This window comes from Massilia agri, from assembly GCF_024753255.1.
GTDB lineage: Bacteria > Pseudomonadota > Gammaproteobacteria > Burkholderiales > Burkholderiaceae_D > Telluria > Telluria agri.
Genome location: NZ_JANUHA010000004.1, coordinates 309,992 through 328,443, shown reverse-complemented (window position 1 = coordinate 328,443; position 18,452 = coordinate 309,992). Strand labels below are relative to the sequence as shown.

14 protein-coding genes are annotated in these 18,452 nt (G+C 63.7%); 9 read left to right on the top strand and 5 right to left on the bottom strand.

Going from position 1 to position 18,452, the window contains the following annotated elements; all coding sequences use genetic code 11:
* Positions 1-53 precede the first annotated feature (53 nt).
* Together gyrB and NX780_RS08495 are read left to right on the top strand one after the other, a co-directional pair.
* Complete coding sequence (gene gyrB / locus NX780_RS08500; RefSeq protein ID WP_258827431.1) at positions 54-2,555, top strand: DNA topoisomerase (ATP-hydrolyzing) subunit B; 2,502 nt, start codon at positions 54-56, stop codon at positions 2,553-2,555.
* A gap of 161 nt (positions 2,556-2,716) precedes the next feature.
* Positions 2,717-3,760 carry an MrcB family domain-containing protein gene (locus NX780_RS08495; protein WP_258827430.1) on the top strand — a complete coding sequence of 348 codons (1,044 nt, stop codon included), beginning with the start codon at positions 2,717-2,719 and terminating at the stop codon, positions 3,758-3,760.
* A gap of 5 nt (positions 3,761-3,765) precedes the next feature.
* Here the strand turns inward: NX780_RS08495 and NX780_RS08490 are convergent, their stop codons facing one another.
* Positions 3,766-5,070: an MFS transporter gene (locus tag NX780_RS08490; RefSeq protein ID WP_258827429.1), complete on the bottom strand. Its 1,305-nt coding sequence runs from the start codon at positions 5,068-5,070 to the stop codon at positions 3,766-3,768.
* Positions 5,071-5,202: 132 nt separating this feature from the next.
* Positions 5,203-5,769 carry a flavin reductase family protein gene (locus NX780_RS08485; protein ID WP_258827461.1) on the bottom strand — a complete coding sequence of 189 codons (567 nt, stop codon included), beginning with the start codon at positions 5,767-5,769 and terminating at the stop codon, positions 5,203-5,205.
* 94 nt (positions 5,770-5,863) lie between these two features.
* Between NX780_RS08485 and NX780_RS08480 the strand changes: the two genes are divergently transcribed.
* Entirely contained in the window at positions 5,864-6,409 is a 546-nt protein-coding gene (locus NX780_RS08480) for an NMCC_0638 family (lipo)protein (RefSeq protein ID WP_258827428.1), read from the top strand.
* A 96-nt stretch (positions 6,410-6,505) separates the two neighbouring features.
* Here the strand turns inward: NX780_RS08480 and NX780_RS08475 are convergent, their stop codons facing one another.
* Entirely contained in the window at positions 6,506-7,597 is a 1,092-nt protein-coding gene (locus NX780_RS08475; RefSeq protein WP_258827427.1) for an NHL domain-containing protein, read from the bottom strand.
* Between the two features lie 176 nt (positions 7,598-7,773).
* Between NX780_RS08475 and NX780_RS08470 the strand changes: the two genes are divergently transcribed.
* Entirely contained in the window at positions 7,774-8,859 is a 1,086-nt protein-coding gene (locus tag NX780_RS08470; RefSeq protein ID WP_258827426.1) for a serine hydrolase domain-containing protein, read from the top strand.
* Here NX780_RS08470 and NX780_RS08465 read toward each other — a convergent pair.
* Positions 8,849-10,498, bottom strand: coding sequence for an ATP-binding domain-containing protein (locus NX780_RS08465; protein WP_258827425.1), 1,650 nt, complete (start codon positions 10,496-10,498; stop codon positions 8,849-8,851). The two genes, NX780_RS08470 and NX780_RS08465, sit on opposite strands and share 11 nt — an antisense overlap.
* A gap of 425 nt (positions 10,499-10,923) precedes the next feature.
* On the bottom strand, positions 10,924-11,187 hold the full coding sequence (infA, locus tag NX780_RS08460; RefSeq protein WP_258827424.1) for a translation initiation factor IF-1: 264 nt from the start codon (positions 11,185-11,187) through the stop codon (positions 10,924-10,926).
* A 797-nt stretch (positions 11,188-11,984) separates the two neighbouring features.
* On the opposite strand from infA, the gene leuA reads away from it, so the two are divergent.
* The 5 genes from leuA (at position 11,985) to NX780_RS08435 (ending at position 18,446) form a co-directional block, all read left to right on the top strand.
* The gene (leuA, locus tag NX780_RS08455; RefSeq protein WP_258827460.1) at positions 11,985-13,661 is read left to right on the top strand and encodes a 2-isopropylmalate synthase; all 1,677 of its coding nucleotides are present in this window, start codon (positions 11,985-11,987) and stop codon (positions 13,659-13,661) included.
* 118 nt (positions 13,662-13,779) lie between these two features.
* A complete protein-coding gene (locus NX780_RS08450) occupies positions 13,780-16,665 on the top strand; it encodes a DUF6701 domain-containing protein (protein ID WP_258827423.1) in 2,886 nt (961 codons plus the stop codon).
* A complete protein-coding gene (locus NX780_RS08445) occupies positions 16,662-17,120 on the top strand; it encodes a type II secretion system protein (RefSeq protein ID WP_258827422.1) in 459 nt (152 codons plus the stop codon). The genes NX780_RS08450 and NX780_RS08445 overlap by 4 nt, the downstream gene beginning before the upstream one ends.
* Positions 17,110-17,586 (top strand): type IV pilus modification PilV family protein, encoded by a 477-nt coding sequence (locus NX780_RS08440; RefSeq protein WP_258827421.1) that lies wholly within the window; start codon positions 17,110-17,112, stop codon positions 17,584-17,586. Before NX780_RS08445 ends, NX780_RS08440 begins: the two co-directional genes overlap by 11 nt.
* Complete coding sequence (locus NX780_RS08435) at positions 17,583-18,446, top strand: type II secretion system protein (protein ID WP_258827420.1); 864 nt, start codon at positions 17,583-17,585, stop codon at positions 18,444-18,446. The genes NX780_RS08440 and NX780_RS08435 overlap by 4 nt, the downstream gene beginning before the upstream one ends.
* The last annotated feature ends 6 nt before the right edge of the window (positions 18,447-18,452 follow it).

The following is an 18,452-nucleotide window of genomic DNA, read 5'->3' as shown; positions in this document are numbered from 1 at the left end:
TCATGGCCGCGCGCCAGGCGGCCTGAATTACCCGTTTTATGAGAAAGCAGTCCATGTCCGAGAATACCCAACCAGAAAACACTCCCGCCCCCAAGGCGGATGAATACGGCGCCTCCTCGATCCAGATCCTGGAAGGCCTGGAGGCGGTTCGCAAGCGTCCGGGCATGTACATCGGCGACACCTCGGACGGCACCGGCCTGCACCACCTGGTGTTCGAGGTCCTCGACAACTCGATCGACGAAGCCCTCGCCGGCTACTGCACCGAGATCCACGTCACGATCCACTCCGACAACTCGATCTCGATCGCCGACAACGGCCGCGGCATCCCGACCGGCGTCAAGATGGACGACAAGCACGAGCCGAAGCGCTCGGCGACCGAGATCGCCCTGACGGAACTGCACGCCGGCGGCAAGTTCAACCAGAACTCGTACAAGGTTTCCGGCGGCCTGCACGGCGTCGGCGTCTCGTGCGTGAACGCGCTCTCGAAGCTGCTGCGCGTGACCGTGCGCCAGAAAGGCAAGGTCCACCAGCTGGAGTTCTCGCGCGGCGTCCCGATGGACCGCATCATCGAAGTCGTGGACGGCGTGGAAGTCTCGCCGATGAAGGTCCTCGGCGACACCGACAAGCGCGGCACCGAAGTGCATTTCTGGGCCGACGAGGAAATCTTCACGACCGTCGAGTACCACTACGAGATCCTGAGCAAGCGCATCCGCGAGCTCTCCTTCCTGAACAACGGCGTCAACATCAAGCTCTCCGACCACCGCACCGGCAAGGAAGAAGTGTTCGCCTTCGAAGGTGGCACCCGCGGCTTCGTCGAGTACATCAACAAGGCCAAGACCGTCCTGCACCCGACCGTGTTCCAGGCGACCGGCGAGCGCGTGTCCGACCAGGGCACTACCATCAGCGTGGACGTGTCGATGCAGTGGAACGACGCCTACAACGAACAGGTGCTGTGCTTCACCAACAACATCCCCCAGCGCGACGGCGGCACCCACCTGACCGGCCTGCGTGCGGCGATGACGCGCGTGATCAACAAGTACATCGACGAGAACGAATTCGCCAAGAAGGCCAAGGTCGAGATCTCGGGCGACGACATGCGCGAGGGCCTCACCTGCGTGCTGTCGGTGAAGGTGCCGGAGCCGAAGTTCTCCTCGCAGACCAAGGACAAGCTCGTGTCGTCGGAAGTGCGCGGCCCGGTCGAAGAGATCGTGGCGAAGACGCTCACCGACTTCCTGATGGAGAAGCCGAACGACGCCAAGATCATCTGCGGCAAGATCGTGGAAGCGGCCCGTGCCCGTGAAGCGGCACGCAAGGCGCGCGACCTGACCCGCCGCAAGGGCGTGATGGACGGCCTGGGCCTGTCCTCGAAGCTAGCCGACTGCCAGGAACGCGACCCGGCCCTGGCCGAGCTGTACATCGTCGAGGGTGACTCGGCAGGCGGCTCCGCGAAGCAAGGCCGCGACCGCAAGTTCCAGGCCATCCTGCCGCTGCGCGGCAAGGTGCTGAACGTGGAGAAGGCGCGCTTCGAGAAGATGCTGTCGTCGGAGCAGATCACCACCCTGATCGCGACGCTCGGCACCTCGATCGGCCCGGACGAATTCAACGTCGACAAGCTGCGCTACCACCGCATCATCATCATGACCGACGCGGACGTCGACGGCGCCCACATCCGTACCCTGCTGCTGACGCTGTTCTACCGCCAGATGCCGCAGCTGGTCGAGCGTGGCCACATCTATATTGCCCAGCCACCGCTGTACAAGGTCAAGGCCGGCCGCGACGAGCGCTACCTGAAGGACGACGTCGAGGAAGCGAGCTACATGATGACGTTCGCGCTGAACGGCGCTTCCTTGATCCCGCGCGAAGGCGCGGACCCGATCAACGGCGAAGCCCTGAGCGAGCTGGTGCGCCAGTACAACCTGTCGAACGCCATCATGATGCGCCTGACCCGCGTGATCGACCGCGCGGCGCTGACCGCCATCACCGGTGGCGTGACGCTGGACATGAGCACCCTGGAGAAGGCGGAAGCCTCGGCCAAGGCGATGGAAGCGGCGATCAAGGACCCGGCCGTGAAGGTGGTCGTGCGTTCGGACGAGCTGTCCGAGAAGCACGCGCTGCGCATCGAGCGCATGCGCCACGGTAACGTGCAGGTCACCTCGATCGATGCGGACTTCGTGCAGAGCAACGACTACGCGGTGCTGGCGAACGCGGCAGCCACCTTCCAGGGCCTGATCGGCGACGGCGCCATCATCCGCCGCGGCGAAGGCGAGAAGATGAAGGAGTTCGCGGTGCGCGGCTTCCACGAAGCCATGCTGTGGCTGCGTGACGAAGCGGAACGCGGCGTGAGCAAGCAGCGTTACAAGGGTCTGGGCGAGATGAATCCGGAGCAGCTGTGGGAAACCACGATGGATCCGACCGTGCGCCGCCTGCTGAAGGTACAGATCGAGGACGCGATTGCGGCGGACCAGATCTTCACCACGCTGATGGGTGACGAGGTGGAGCCGCGTCGTAATTTCATTGAAAGCAATGCGCTGCAGGCGGGGAATATTGACGTCTGAGCAAGTCTTGGTTTCTACGAAGCGGCCTCGTTGAGGCCGCTTTTTTTTTGGTCATTTGTCTGACGCAGTTGTGACTCTGCTGAGACAACCGCGTTCAAGATCTTTTCAGTAAGAAAAAATCATAGTATTGTTGCCCTCAAGATATTGAACAGGGCAAGGATATGGACGCGCTTCACATAGCACTGAAGATCGGCAAAGAATTTGCGTTCGAACGGACTCAAAAATATAAGGGCAACCACCTCGCCCATATTATCCGAAGTGACTGGCCTAATTCGGTTGCGCAGGTATTGGCGAAAACTAAAGCGCCCATTATTGCCAGAGCAAGTGCTGGAACCGGCAACTGGAACGCAGCACCATTTATGGCGTTTTTGGATGAACGTTTAACAACGTCACCTCAGCGTGGATACTATCCAGTGTTTCTGTATGAACGTGGGTTTGAATCATTTTGCCTAGTAATGGCACAAGGCGCGGATCGGCTTAAAAGTACTTTAGGAAATAAAGATGCTTTACGTGAGTTGAAGAGACGAGCGCCGAAGATTAGAGATGCCGCGCCAGACTGGGAAAGCAAAGGATTCTCGGTTGAGTCCTTCCAAACATATAGCCGCGGAAACGTCACATTTGGGCGAAACGCAGATGATCCATGGGCCGCATCAGTAGCTTTCGGAAAGCGATACCTCATCGCCAACCCTCCAACTTTGTCCGAATTTCTAAACGATCTCCTCCTAATGTTAGAGTTATATGAAGAGATCTATGAACGCATCGGGGACACCTTCTTCGCAGAAGAACTCGTGATGGAAGGACTTGCAGCGACTGGGGAACTTCCTATCGCGGGGGTCACCGGGCTGGATGGAGCGCTAAAGATAGATGAACACAAAAAGCGCGAACGTAGAGAGCGAAATTCAAAGCTAGTTAAAGATGTTAAAGCGAACCTTGGCTATATTTGCCAAGGTTGTGAAGCATCTTTAGATGCGATATATGGCGAAGCAGGTAAAGAATTTATTGAGGCACACCACTTAACTCCGCTTTCACAAGCACCAAAACAGGGTGTACAACTTACCGAGAAAGACTTCGCAGTACTTTGCCCAACTTGCCACCGCATCATTCATCGACTTGGCTGCCCTTCACTTGATCACCTTCGCCAAGTGGTAAATCCTCAGCTGCGCAATTTTCACCGGACCATTAAACCGAATTGGAAAGTTGCATAAGGAATCTATTCTTCTGAAACTCCTGATTCGAGCTCTGGAATCGGCCGAATCACTAAGAATTGATAAGACATCGCGCCAAGGAAGGCAATGCCAGCACCAGTCAGTAAAGCCGGCACGAAGGACCAGCTTTGTGCGATATAGCCAGTGAAGATCGGCGCTAGCGCGCCACCGATAAATCCGCCGAAATTCTGGATCGCGCCGAGGGAAGCAACGCGGCTGCGCGGTGCAACCGCCGTTGCGAGCGACCAGGAACAGGCCGACGCCGCGTTGGCCAGGAAGATGACGATCGAGATGCAGGCGATGGCTGCGGTATTGCTCTCGACCAGCGCCGCTGGAATCGTGAACGCCACCATGCCCAGCATGGCCAGCACGACCGCCGTCCGGCGTCCCGTTACCGCCGAGGCCGCGCGTTTGGTGATCTGGTCCGAGGCCCATCCAGCCGCCAGGGCGCCGGCGAAGCCGCACAGGAAGGGGATCGTGGCGGCCACGCCAACGTAGGCCACATCCATGTGGCGCTCCGTGCGCAGGTAGCCCGGAAGCCAGGTGAGGAAGACCCAGTTCAGATAGACCGAGCCGAAGAAGCCGAGCAACATGCCCCAGGTGGCGCGCTGGCGGAACAGTGCGCGCCAAGAGGCGAAGCCGGCTTTCGGCGCCGCTTCCAGGGTCTGGCCTTCGTCGAGGTAGGCGCGCTCCTCGTCGGAAAGCTGCTCGCGCACCGGATCGCGATAGAGCATGACCCAGACCACGGCGGCCACGATGCCGAGCGCGCCGGTGACGAAGAAGGCCCAATGCCAACTCGTTGCGGCAATCAAGGGCGAGAGACACAGAGGGGCCAGCGCAAAGCCCAGCGGCGACGCCGAGTTGTAGATGCCGGTCGGGGTGCCGCGTGCGCGCAAGGGGAACCAATTGCTCACCACGCGCGCAGCCGCCGGGAATTGCGGCGCCTCACCGATCCCAAGCACGATCCGCGCAAGCACGAACCAGCCGAAGCTCGACACCAGCCCGCCGGCAGCCTGGGCCAGGGACCACACCACCAAGCCCATGCCGAGCAGCCAGCGCGGGCCGATCTTGTCGACCAGCACGCCGACCGGGAGCTGGCACAGCGCATAGCTCCAGGAGAACGCCGACAGCAACAATCCCATCTCGCCGAGCGAAAGGCCGAGATCGGCACGGATGAACTCGTTGGCAACGGCGAGGGTGGCGCGGTCGAGGTAGTTGATGACACCTGTGACGACCAGCAGGACAAGTGCAATGGTCTGGCGGCGGCGGATGCGTGGAGGGGTAATTCCGTAGGAAGGGGATGCGTTCATCCCGAGATCCTACCAATGAATATTGATACTGCGAAAGAAATTCTCGCAGTCCAGTTATGCCGACGATGCGTTAAACAGACGCAGAGCCGCATACAGCAGCTGCTTAAACGGCGGCTCAAGTGAACACGTTGATCAGTCGGGCTCCTTGGCAAGGAGACTCGCCGATCGCCGACTGATCACTTTCCCGGCTACGATGAATAGACCCTCGCCCGTGTAATGCAGCGTCTCTGGATGCTTGGGCGTTCGCGCCGCCCTGGCCGCAACGACTTCCCAAATGAAGAAGTTGTACTTGTCCACCAGGCTGTCGTCATGCAGGCGGCAGGCGAACTGGGCGTGGCATTCGCGGATCGCCGGCGCTTCCACGCCATCGATCGCCTCGGGCGTTAAACCGAAGCGCTCGAACTTGTCGACTTCAAGGCCCGAGGTGGTGCCGATGCCGACGACCGTATCCGTCAAGGCGGTGGTCGGCAGGTTGATCACGCACTCGCGGCTTTGCCGGATGAGCTCGAAACTGTGGTTAGAAGAAGCGATCACGCAGCCGACCAGCGAGGGCGAGAACTCCATCACCGTATGCCAGCCCATTGTCATGATGTTGTGCCGCCCTTTCCAAGCGGAACTGACGAGCACGATAGGTCCTGGCTCCAAGTAGCGCCGGACCTTGTGGAGTGGAAAGTCTTGTTTGGTATAGCTGCGCGCCATCGGAATAGACGAGGCAAGACGAACATCGTCGTGCGCCACGATTCGGTTGACTAAAGCATCATAGTAAGGTCAGACCAACCCAGCCGGAGCACGAATGCACAAGCACTTGCGCAATGCCGCCATCACACTCGGAGGAACCTTGCTTTCTTCAATCGCTATCGCCGCGCCTGAGCAGCAGGCTGCCGCGTTCATGGACATCTATTCCTCGCACTGCCTGAAGTACTTGCACGACTTCGATGGCCTGCGCAAGCACCTGAGCACCACGCCGCAGCTGCCGGCCGAAAAGGCGGCAATGTTCCTGCAGGGCGCCAAGGGGAATGCCTGGGTCGTTCCCAGCCAGCATGGTCAGTTTGTCCTCGTTGTGCATCAGGACAAGAACCTGTGCGCGCTTTACGCCAAGACCGTCCCTGCGGACGCGACCAAGGCGCTGTTCGAGAAGGCGATGAGCAAGCCGCCGGCGCCCTTCGCTAGCGAACGCAAGCGCAATACGGCGGACAAGGGGCCGGATGGCGTCAAGAGTACCGTGGCTTATGAGTGGAGCAATGGGCAGTCGCCGCGCAAGCCGCTGTTTGCGCTGACTGTTACGACCAGCAAGTCGAGCGTGGCGCAGGGGGTGGCGACTGCGGCGATCGGGCACTGATCTTCGAAAAAAATGAGCGGTTACCACAGTGCATCCGGTAGTTGAACGCGCGGACGGCGAAGCCGCCTCTCGTGGCCCGGTCCACCCTACCAAACCTTAGGGCAGCACGATCTTGATGACGGCGTGCCCTGACGTCGCATACAGGTTGCCCTTGCCGTCCGTCGTGATGCCGCGCAGGTCTGCGAAGCTGCTGCCTTCGAGCGGCCCGGTTTTCAGGCTCGTGCCGCGCACCGTGCCCGCGATGGTCGACACCACGCCGCCCGGCGTGATCTTGCGGATCAGGTTGTTCACGCCGTCCGCCACGTAAAGGTTGCCCTGCGGGTCGGCCGTCATCGCCACCACGCGCTCGAAGCTGGCGCTCGTTCCCGTCCCGTTGGTCGAACCCGTGATGCCGGAGGAGCCGACGAAACGCGTGAGTCCATTACCGGTGCCGTTGACCTTGCTGATCGTGTTCGTCAGGTCCGCCACATACACCACGTTGCTGTCGTCGACCGCCACGCCGCGCGGCAGGAAGTCGCGCGTGCCGGTGAGGTTGTTCTGCGTCGCGACGCCTTCGATCATGGTCGCGACGCCGAAGGAGTTGATGCGGCGGGTGCCGTAGCCATTGGTTACGTAGACATTGCCACTGGAGTCGACATCGATGCCGCCCGTGTACACGTGGTTCAGGCTGCCGGACGCCACATTGCTCCCGATCGGCAGCGTAAACAGGGTGTCGACCCGCCCATCCAGGCCCACCCGTCGGACGGCGCGCGCATCGGCCACAACCATCACATTATTGCTGTCGATCGCGATCGCCGCGGGACTGGTGAAGCGCGCGTTGGCGCCGGTGCCGTCGATGCTCTCGCGCGCCTCGGCCCGGCCGGCCAGGGTGGTGACGACGCCAGACGGCGTGATGCGCCGGATCGTGGCGTTGACCTGGTCCGCCACGTAGAGGTTGCCGCTCGCGTCGATGGTGATGCCGCGTGGCGTGTTGAAACGCGCCGACGTGCCGGTGGCATCCCGGGTGCCTGAGGCCGTGGGGTCGCCCGCGACGATGGTGATGGCCGCGTTCTGCGGCGGCGGGTCTTCACCGTCATCGTCGTCCTTCGGTGGATGATCGCCGCATGCCACAAGCAGCACCATCAGTGCCGACGCGCCCAGCAGTTTCAGGCGTAGCCGGGCAGCCTTTGTCTCCACGAGCTGTTTCATCTTCTTCTCCCCAATTCAACCCAGCAATGCTAGCACGCTCCGCCGGACGTGCTTTTCGTCCGCTTAAAACATCGATTCGGGGATGTGTTAGGCGAGTTCACGGCAAAGGGCATTTCGCCGGCACGGTACGGATGGTGCAATACGATTCCTATCCACGGCATACTCCTTCGACCACCATGCGGACACAAACACACTCCCTTCTTGCCACGCTGCTCGCATGGGTGCTGCTCCCGGCCGCCGCATGCGACGCGCCCCGACTCGAATCAGCAGGTTTCGCAGCAACGAAGCTATGCGCACTGCTCGACGCGCCGGCACGCGACGGCGCCAATGTCCACGCCATCGTCGTCCTGCGCCACGGCGCCGTGGTGGCGGAGCGCTACTACCAGGGCCGCGACCGCTCGATCTGGTCGCCCTTCGCGCGCACCGTACAGTTCGACGCCATCCTGCGCCACGACCTGCGCTCGGTCAGCAAGTCGGTCACCAGCCTCCTGTGGGGCATCGCCCAGGGCGAGGGCCGCATGCCACAACTCGATACGCCGGCGCTCGATCTCTACCCCGAGCTCGCCGACCTCAAGACGGGAGGCCGCGAGAAGGTGACGTTGCGCCAGCTGTTCACCATGACGAGCGGCCTGGCCTGGGAAGAGCCGATCCGCTACGGCATAGGCAACGACGAGACCGGCCTGTACTGGCGCTCCTCGCAGGCGCGCTACCTGTTCGACCGCCCGCTCGCGCCAGGCGGGGCCGTCTTCAACTACAACGGCGGCACCACGGCCGTGCTGGCCGACATCCTGATGCGCCGCACCGGCATGCCACTCGAGGACTACGCGCAGCAAAAACTGTTCGCGCCGCTCGGCATCACGGACTGGGAATGGCAGAAGGATGTGCGCCTGCGCCCGATGGCATTCGCCGGCCTGCGCCTGCGGCCGCGCGACCTGGCGACCATCGGCCAGATGGTGCTGCAGCGGGGACAGTGGCAAGGCAGGCAGGTGGTGCCGGCACAGTGGATAGACGAATCCCTGAAGGCGCACGTGGAAACCGGCGACGGCCTGCAATACGGCTACCAGTGGTGGAGCGGGATGGTCGATGCCCTGGGCGGCAAGCACCGCTGGTACGCCGGCTTCGGCAACGGCGGCCAGCGCCTCTACATCGTGCCGACACTCAGCCTGGTGGTCGTGAGCACGGCCGGCGGCTACGACGATGCGGGCAGCGGACGCCATGCCGGCGCCCTGTTCCGGGCACTGGCCGGCGCCCTCATTCGCTGAAGGCGGCGCCTTCGACGCGCTCGACGAACTGCGCCGCAGCCCGATCGCTCATCACCAGCACCAGCTTCAGGCGCGCACGCGTCATGCCGACAAACAGCTTGCGCAGCGTGAGCTCGTCCATCTCCTCGAAGTCGATCTCGGTGAAGATCAGCGCCGGCGCCGACTGGCCCTTGAAACGGTAGACCGATTCGGCCAGCAGGCCGCCCTCGCGGAACACCGGATTGCCGAACAGGTCGTAGGCGCCGGTGAAGGAACGCAGCGTGTGCGCGTCGCTGAGCTTGTCGAGCTTGAGGATGGCCGATTTCTCGCGTCCGCGGAAGGAGCAGATCGCGATGTCCTGGCGCCCGAAGCCGGCGGCCAGGCAGGAGGTGACGGCGCGCCGGGTCTGGGACAGCATGGCGTCGACGTCGCCTTCCGGATAGGTCATCTCTTCGATGTCGGCGCCCTTGAAGGGACTGCCCGCCTCCACTGGCTGGCTCACCGCGCCGATCGAGGACAGCATCTGCACGACCTCGCGCGGGCTGCGGTAGTTGGTGTTCGAGTGCAGCACCACCCAGCCGGGCAGCGCCACCATCTCCTTGCCGTACAGGTTCTGGTCCGGGTCTTCCAGCCAGATCGCGCGCCCGCCCTCCCTCAGCATGCGCAGCACGATGTCGCGCCAGACGGGCGAGAAATCCTGGCCCTCGTCGACGATCAGCACGTCGTACTGCCAGGTTTCGGGCAGGTCGGCCGAGGCCAGCACGCCCTCGATCTCGGACCAGACATCGGGCTTGCCGTAGTCCGGACTTTCTCCCTTGGCGCGCAGCCAGGCGTCGCACAGTTCATGGAAGTTGGCCACGCGCCCGCCGGGCGGCACCAGGCGCCCGATGTGGTCGGCCAGCGGGCGGTTGAAGCAGACATATAAGGGCCGCAGGCCGGCGTCGATGGCGGCCGTGTACTCGGCCAACGCCAGCTGGGTCTTGCCGCTGCCGGCCGTGCCCACCACGCGCAGGCGGAAGGGTGAAAACTCGAGGCGCCGCGCCCAGGTGGCCAGGCCCCCGGACAGGCGCGTCACCATCTGGGTGGCGCAGCCGATCATCGAGCTCGGGTCGGGGCGCAGGCTCAGGGTGTCGCCGAGGTAGCGGGTGACCCGGTCGAAGTCCTCGGTGCGCGCGGTGACCGGCAGGATCTCGCGGATCTTGGCGCCCAGGCGGCCCTTGGTGGTGGCGTCGATGATGTGATTCGGGTCGATGCCGGCCTGGACAGGGTCCTTGACGATGTAGTCGGGGCAATAGAGCAGGTAGTCGATCGATAGCTCGCCCTGGTAGCGCTTGGCGAAGCCCTCGATGGTGTGCAGGATCTGGTGGCGGATCTTGCGCGGCTTGCCCTGGTAGTTCTTGACCAGGCCATCCTTGGTCTCGTTAAGGAAGCCGGCGATCTGCTCGATAAGCAGCAGGCGGCCGTTGGGGGCGAGAATGATGAAGTCGATGTCGCCATAGGCCGAGAAGCCGTGCTCGACATTGGTCCAGTGCACGCCGTGGTAGATCTCGTAAGGCGTGTCGGACAAACGCTTTTCCAGCAGCGTCAGGGTTTCGATCTCACGTGCGGCGGCGCCGGTGACGGACATCTCGCGCCAGCCGGCTGGATGGATGTGGGCCATGGATGGTCGGACTCGCCTGTTTTTGAGATAGCAACATTGTAAGGCCGATCACAGGGAGTCGATCACGCGCTTGGCACAGGGCCGGGATGCGGACGAAAAAAAAGCCCGCGTTTGCGAGCTTCGTTTCAAGCGTTACCGATTTATCGCCGCTCCAGCCCATGCTATCTGCGTGGTGCCGGGGCTCTTGGCCACCCAAGCTATCTGCAGGGTGTGGCCGCTGTACAGGCTGACTGACATTTCGAAAACACACCATCCGGGAAAGCCGCGCACTGCACAGGCGCAGCAACAGTATCGGACGGGTCCGCCAAAGCCACTGGCTCAAGCGAAAACACAGTATAACAGCTTTTTTGTGCAGCGCACAAAAATATTGGCCGGCGCACCGGCGCCGGCTCTTTCTCGCAACGCCCTGGATGGGCGGCTGCGGCTTAGCGGCGGCGCGGCGCCGGACGGGGCCCCGAGGGACCGCGGTTCTCGATGTGGCGGAAGGTGATGCGGCCCTTGTTGAGGTCGTATGGCGACATCTCGAGGGTGACGCGGTCGCCCGCCAGGATGCGGATGTGGTTCTTCTTCATGCGGCCCGAGGTATAGGCGATCAACTGGTGACCGTTGTCCAGATTCACGCGAAAGCGCAGTTCGGGCAGGATTTCGGCCACGAGGCCATTCATTTCGATGAGTTCTTCTTTTGCCATGCTGGTTCTCCTGATGCAAATGCATGTACGGCCCGGGCGGCGCACGGGTTCGGTGAAGCGTCGGTCGCACCGCCGGCGCTGCATGGCAGTGGTTGGTGCTGGCCTGACCGGGACCAGGGTGGGAGAGAAAGAAGCGCGCAAGCTGATGCAGCTGCGGAGGCTTGGGCGGCGGCGTAGCGTTGTCGATCGGCTACGGGCCGGGGGAGAGTCGGAAGCGGGGCCTCGACGACAGAACGCCAGTATACCACTTAGCGTACTGCGCTGCAGGAAAGAGGCGGCTTTCCTGGCATGGGCGCCGTCTCGGCTTCGCAGGAAACCGGCCTTTTTGGCAGCAAAACCACCTTTTCCCCTTCGCAACCCTAGAAAATCCGGCCGATGTCACGATGCGCCGCACAAATTTTCGCTTGACACACTTCAGCCACTCCCCTAAAGTCTTCCGCATGTCTTTCCATCCGCATCTGTCGATCTCCCTACCTGCCACCGGCGCGCTAGCGCTGGGCCTGCTACTACGCGCGTAATCCACGCCGTACGTCCCGGCCACAAGCCGGCCCCACAAGCAGTCTCGTAGTCCAGGAAGTGAACAAGATGTCCCGGTTTTCCACCCCAGCGTCAAACAGCAAGTCCTCCGGCCCCACCCTGCCGTCAGGTTCGCGCGCCTTCGTCCGCCTGCTGCTAAAGCTACCGATCGGTTGCCGGGCCTAGCGTTCCCGCGGCCCGCCCGGCAGCCCCTTCGCCGCACTCCCGCCCCATCCAGGGCCTGAAGTGTCACGTCGTAGTCATGCAACCAGGAGCAATCGATCATGCTGAAGAATCCCGCCGCCAAATACCGTCCCTTCCCCGCCGTCGCACTGAGCGACCGCCAGTGGCCAAGCCGCACCATCACCCAGCCGCCCATCTGGATGAGCACCGACCTGCGCGACGGTAACCAGGCGCTGATCGAGCCGATGAGCCCGGAGAAGAAGCTGCGCTTCTTCGAGATGCTGGTAAAAATCGGCATCAAGGAGATCGAAGTCGGCTTCCCCTCGGCTTCGCAGACCGACTTCGACTTCGTGCGCATGCTGGTCGAGGAAAACCGCATCCCCGACGACGTGACCATCATCGTCCTGACCCAGGCGCGCGATGAGCTGATCCGCCGCACCGTGGAATCGGCCGTCGGCGCCAAACGCGCCGTCGTCCACGTCTACAACTCGGTGGCCCCGGTGTTCCGCCGCGTGGTGTTCGGCATGGAGCGCGAAGAGATCGTGCAGATCGCCGTGAAGGGCACGCAACTGATCAAGGAGCTGGTCGCCCAGCATCCGGAAACGCAATGGGGCCTCGAGTATTCGCCGGAATCCTTCTCGACCACCGAGCTCGATTTCTCCAAGCAGATCGTCGATGCCGTGAGCAGCGTGTGGCAGCCGACGATTGATAACAAGATGATCGTCAACCTGCCCTCCACCGTCGAGGCCAGTACCCCGAACGTCTACGCCGACCAGATCGAGTGGATGTGCCGCCACCTGAATAACCGCGACGCCCTCGTCATCAGCGTCCACCCGCACAATGACCGCGGCACCGCCGTCGCCGCCGCCGAACTGGCCGTGATGGCCGGCGCCGACCGCGTCGAAGGCTGCCTGTTCGGCAACGGCGAACGCACCGGCAACGTCGACCTGGTGACCCTGGCCATGAACCTCTACACCCAGGGCGTGAACCCGGGCCTGGACTTCTCGGACATCGACGCGGTGCGCCAGCTGGTCGAGGAATGCAACCAGCTGCCGGTACACCCGCGCCACCCGTATGTCGGCGACCTGGTGTTCACCGCCTTCTCCGGCTCGCACCAGGACGCGATCAAGAAGGGCTTCGCCAAGCAGCAGCCCGACGCGATCTGGGAAGTGCCCTATCTGCCGATCGACCCGGCCGACCTGGGCCGCAGCTACGACGCCGTCATCCGCGTCAACAGCCAGTCGGGCAAGGGCGGCATGGCCTACCTGCTGCAGCAGGAATACGGCCTCGAACTGCCGCGCCGCCTGCAGATCGAATTCTCGCGCGCCGTGCAGCGCATGGCGGACAGCACGGGACGCGAAGTAATCGCCTCCGACATCCACGCCCTGTTCTCGCGCGAATACCTGGAACAGGACAGGCCCTATGACTACATCGCCCACCGCATGGTCGAGGACAGCGCCCACGGCGTGCAGATCGACCTGGACGTGACGCGCGACGGCGCCCGCAAAACCTGCAAAGGCGCCGGCAACGGCCCGATCGACGCCTTCGTGAACGCGCTCGGCCTCGACATCCGCCTGATGGACTACCACGAGCACGCGATTGGCCGTGGCGCCGACGCCCGCGCCGCCTGCTACGTCGAGCTGCGCGTGGGCGACGGAGCGACGCTGTTCGGTGTCGGCATCGACAGCAATATCGTGACGGCGTCCTTCCGCGCGGTGCTGTCGGCGGTGAACCGCCACCTGGCGCAGGCCGTTCCGGTCGCCAAGGCTGCCTGAAGAAAGAGTTTGTTGCCGGCTTGTCCAGAAAAGCGTTGCTTTACCGAAAAATTCGTTGTCGCATCACGTTAACTGATGCAAACTTTCGGGAATTGACGCTTTTGACTATGGACAAGCCGTGTCCTTTCCCTTCCCCTTCACACTGATCCTCGCCCGCGCGCTGCTGCGGCGGCGCGGCGCATTGGCGTGGATGGCGGCCTGCCTGCTGTTCTTCGCAGGACTGCTGGGCAGCAGCGCGGCGCATGCCACCGTCTACACGTTCAACGGCAACACGGTCGATACCTGCACGCTCTCCAACAAGGTCTATACCTGTCCTTATCCGGCCTACCTCGACTGGGACGACTCGGTCGTGATCGGCAGCGGCTATACCCTCAAGGTTACGAATAACGTCGCGGTCACCTGGAACCAGGGCCTGTCGATGGGCAGCGGTTCGAAGCTCATCGTGACGGGCAACCTGAACCTGAAAGACGTCAATCCGTCCAACCTCAAGATCTCGGGCGGCGATATCGAAGTCGGCGGAACCTTCTCGATGGGCGCATCGGCGCAGTCGGCCGTCGCCAACATTTCGGCCGGGGCAATCCAGTTCGGCACGGACCGGGTGACCATCACCGGTAACCTCACGTCGAAGGGCGTGGTCAACATCAGCTCCCACTCCCGCATCACGGGCAACATCTCCGGCACCGTCGTGAACACCGGTTCGCCGGTGACGATCACCGGCGACGTCACTGCGAGCAGCAAGTTCACGCTGGCGTCGGGCAGCACGGTTACCGGCAAGGTCACTGCGCCGGTCTTCGACATGCTGGCCTCCGGCAGCAAGGTGACCGGCAACGTGATCGCGAGCAGCAGCATGACCATGGGCTCGGGCAATGCGGTGACCGGCAACGTCGATACCGGCGACTTGCTGCTGCAGTCCTCCAGCGCCCTCATCACCGGCGACGCCAGGGTCAACTGGGCGACGCTGGAATGGGCAGGGCGGGTGAGCGGCACGATCTACTGCAAGAACGGCACCAAGAAGAACAAATGCGACTGCGTGACCAACAACAGCGGCTACGAGGTCAATTCCGCGAACGGGCCGCGCTGCGAGGGGCTGGCCTCGAAGACGGTCGACCACTACCTGATCACCCATGACGGCCAGGCGAACAGCTGCGTCCCCGAGACCGTCACGATCACCGCCTGCGCCAACGCCAGCTGCACCGCGCCGCATTTCGCGAACGCGCAAACCGTCGGCCTGAGCCCCGGCAGCGGCCTGGTGAGCTTCGGCTCCAGCGGGGTCGCTTCGGCGAGCGTGTCCAGCATCCAGGCGGGCAAGGTAGCGCTGGCCGTGACCGGCACCTTCGAGTGCTACAACACGAGCAGCAGGACGGGCAGCTGCGATATGGCTTTCTCCGACAAGACCGCTTTCGAGATCAAGGCGCAGAATCATCGCGCCGGCGAAGTCGTGTCCGCAACAATCCAGGCCCTGAAGCCGTCCAACGATAGAAAAGCCTGCGTGCCCGCCTTCAGCGACACGGCCCTCAAGGTGGCTTTCAGCTGCGCGCACAGCCGACCGGCGTCCGGGCGCGATTACCTGCGCCTGGCCGAGCCGGGCGGGGACACCGGCCAGAACGCAGCACGCCTGAGTTGCAGCGGCATGGCCAGCCCTGCCGGCGTGGCGGCGACAAAGGACGTGCAGGTCAGCTTCGACAACACCGGTACCGGCAAATTCGCGCTCACCTACGACGACGTCGGCGAGGTCAAGGTGAAGGCCAGCTACAGCGCCGACGGCGCCACCGTCGAGGGCGAAGGTCCGTTCATCGCCGTGCCCTTTGCCTTCGCCGTCAGTGCGCCCAAGCCCGATGCCCGCGGCTTCGTGGCCGGGGTCCCGTTCGCGGCCACGGTCACCGCCCAGAATGCGAAGAAGGGCACCACGCGCGGATTCGACGTCGACCTGCTGCCTGCCGGAACCACCGGCATCGGGATCGACAACTGCGTCGTCGATCTCTTCAAGGGCAGCGTCAGCCCCGCCAGCGCCAGCGACTTCCAGGACGGTGTTGCCGCGATCAAGCCGGCATGGTCGGAAGCAGGCCACATGGGCCTGAAGGTCAGCCAGGACGACTTCCTGGGGACGAAGATGGCGACCAGCGGTATCAGCGGGACCGGCGACTGCAAGGATCTCGGCCCCTTCGTCCCTGACTACCTGCAGGTCGAACGCGATCCGGCCTCACCCGTGCGTCCCTTCGACTACTCTGGACAGGACATTGCGCTCCAGGTGACGGCCAGGAACGATCAGGGCGCCATCACCCGGAATTACCAGGGCGCCTACAGCGAGGAAGTCACGATCGACGCGGTGGGTTCCGACGGCGGCCCCGGCGCCTGGGCTCCGCCCGCGCCGCCGAAGATCGCCGCCACCGGCTTCAAGGAGGGCAAGGCGCCCCTGGCGCGCGCCTATGTGCTGACGAAGGCCGTCAAGCCCGCGAAGATCGCCGTGCACGCCACCAGCGCCAGCGCCACCTCGAAGAGCCAGCCCGGCGCCGGGCTGCAGACCGAGGTGCGCCTGGGCCGCCTGCGCATCTTCAACACGAGCGGCGGCGAGAAGGCCAAGCTCGAGGTGCAGCTCGCCGCCGAGTACTGGACCGGCAGCAGCTGGATCAGGAACGACGTGGACGATTTCACCACCCTGACGCATGCCGCCTTCGCTTTCAGCCCGGCGCCGACGACGATGACGCTCGCAAAGGAATTTCCCACTCCGTTCAAGCTGCTAAAGGGTTCGGGCAGCTTCCTCCTGCAGGCGACCGCAGGCGGGCCGGGCTGGGTCGATATCGCGATCAACCTCGACAACGCCAGCAACAAGGACAACGCTTGCGCCGGTACGCATCCGCTCTCCAGTCCCGGGAAGAACCCCTGGCTGCGTCCCCAGACCGCTTCCTGCCGGACCGAGCCGACCGACCCGTCGGCGCGCGCGACCTTCGGCGTCTTCCTGCCGGGCTCCCGCAGCGTCATCCACGTGCGCGAGGTCTTCAATTGAGGCGCGCCGCGGGGTTCACGATGGTCGAGCTGATCGTGGTGATGGTCCTGATCGGCGTCCTCGCGGCGATCGGCGTGCCGCGCCTGATGGGCGACAATGGCGTGGCGGCCGCCGTGTTCGGCGACGAGGTGGTCAGCGCCTTGCGCACCGCGCAGAAATCCGCAGTCGCAAAACGGCGCCTGGTGTGCGCCACGGTCGGCAGCACCGCCGTGACCCTGCGCGTCGCGGCGCAGGCCGGCGCCGCCGGCTGCGACACCGATCTGGACGCCGCTTCGTACAAGACCGACGCCAGCGGCGTGGCGGCATCGACCCATGCGCTGTTCTTCCAGCCCAACGGCACGATCACCCTCGATGCGGCGGGCACGCAGCAGGCCAGCGGCAGCGTCGCCATCAGACTTGACACCCGGACCGTGCGCAGCATTGCCTTCGAAGGAAGCACCGGCTATGTCCAATAAACGCATGGCCGGCGTGACGCTGGTGGAACTGGTCATCGCTATCGTCATCGTCAGCGCGGCGCTCGCCGGCCTGGTGGCAGCCTTTACGCGCGCCACCCGCGCCAGCGCCGACCCGGTCGTCAGCCAGCAGATGCTGGCAATCGGCGAAAGCCTGATGGAAGAGATCATGCTCAAGCCGTTCACCCAGAATACGGATCCCTCGGCCACGCGCGCCGACTTCAACGACATCCGCGATTTCGATCCCATCGACGATGCGGCGGACGGCTACGCCACCACGGGCATCCGCGACGTCGACGGCGATCCGATCGCCGGCCTCGAGACCTATAACGTGGCGGTCCGCATCAACGTGGCGGGTGTGGCCTTGAGCTCGGTCGCGGCCGGCGACGCCTTGCGCGTGCAGGTCACCGTGACCCGCGGCGCCGAGCGCCTCGTGCTGACCGGCTGGAAGACGGCGCCCCTGCCATGACGAAGCGATTCCCGAAACAGCGCGGCTTCTCCCTCGTCGAACTCATCATCGTCATGGTGCTGATCGGGGCGATCGGCGGCATCATCGCCATGCAGATCAAGCCCACGGTGCAGGGCTACCTGGCAGTGGGCAAACGCGCCGGGCTGACCGACCAGGCCGACTCCGCCCTGCGCCGCATCGTCACCGAGGTGCGCAGCGCAGTGCCGAATTCGCTCAGGCTCGGCAATGCGCAATGCCTGGAACTGGTGCCCAGCAGCGACGGCGGCCGCTATCGCGCCGGACCGGACGTCGACCCGGCGCGCACCGGCGAAACCTTCCTCGATTTCGACACGCCGACCAACGAGTTCGACGTGCTCACCACCTTCATGGCGGCGCCGCGTCCCGGCGACCTGGTCGTCGTCGGCAACCAGAACAACTCGGACGTCTATCAGGGTGTCACAGGACCCAACGTCAGGACCATCCAGCAAGTGGCAACGCCCGCTCCGGCCAGCTGGATGGGCGAGCACCGCGTCACCCTGCTGGAGCCGCTCACCATTCCCAACGGCTATACCGGCGGCCGCTTCGTCGTGGTGCCGGGCGGACAGGCGGTCAGCTACATCTGCACCCAGGGACTCAACGACGGTACCGGCACCGGCCAGCTGGTGCGGGTGGTGCGTCCGATCGCCCCCGGCCAGGTCTGCAACGGCATTCCCGCCAATGCGCCTGTACTGGCCAGCAAGGTCGAGCGCTGCGAAATCACCTATTCGCCCAACCAGGGCGCGACCCAGCAGAGCGGCTTCATGCAGATGCAGCTGACTCTCACCGATGGAGGCGAATCGGTTTCGCTGACGATCGGCGCCCATGTGAACAACGTGCCATGAAAGAGC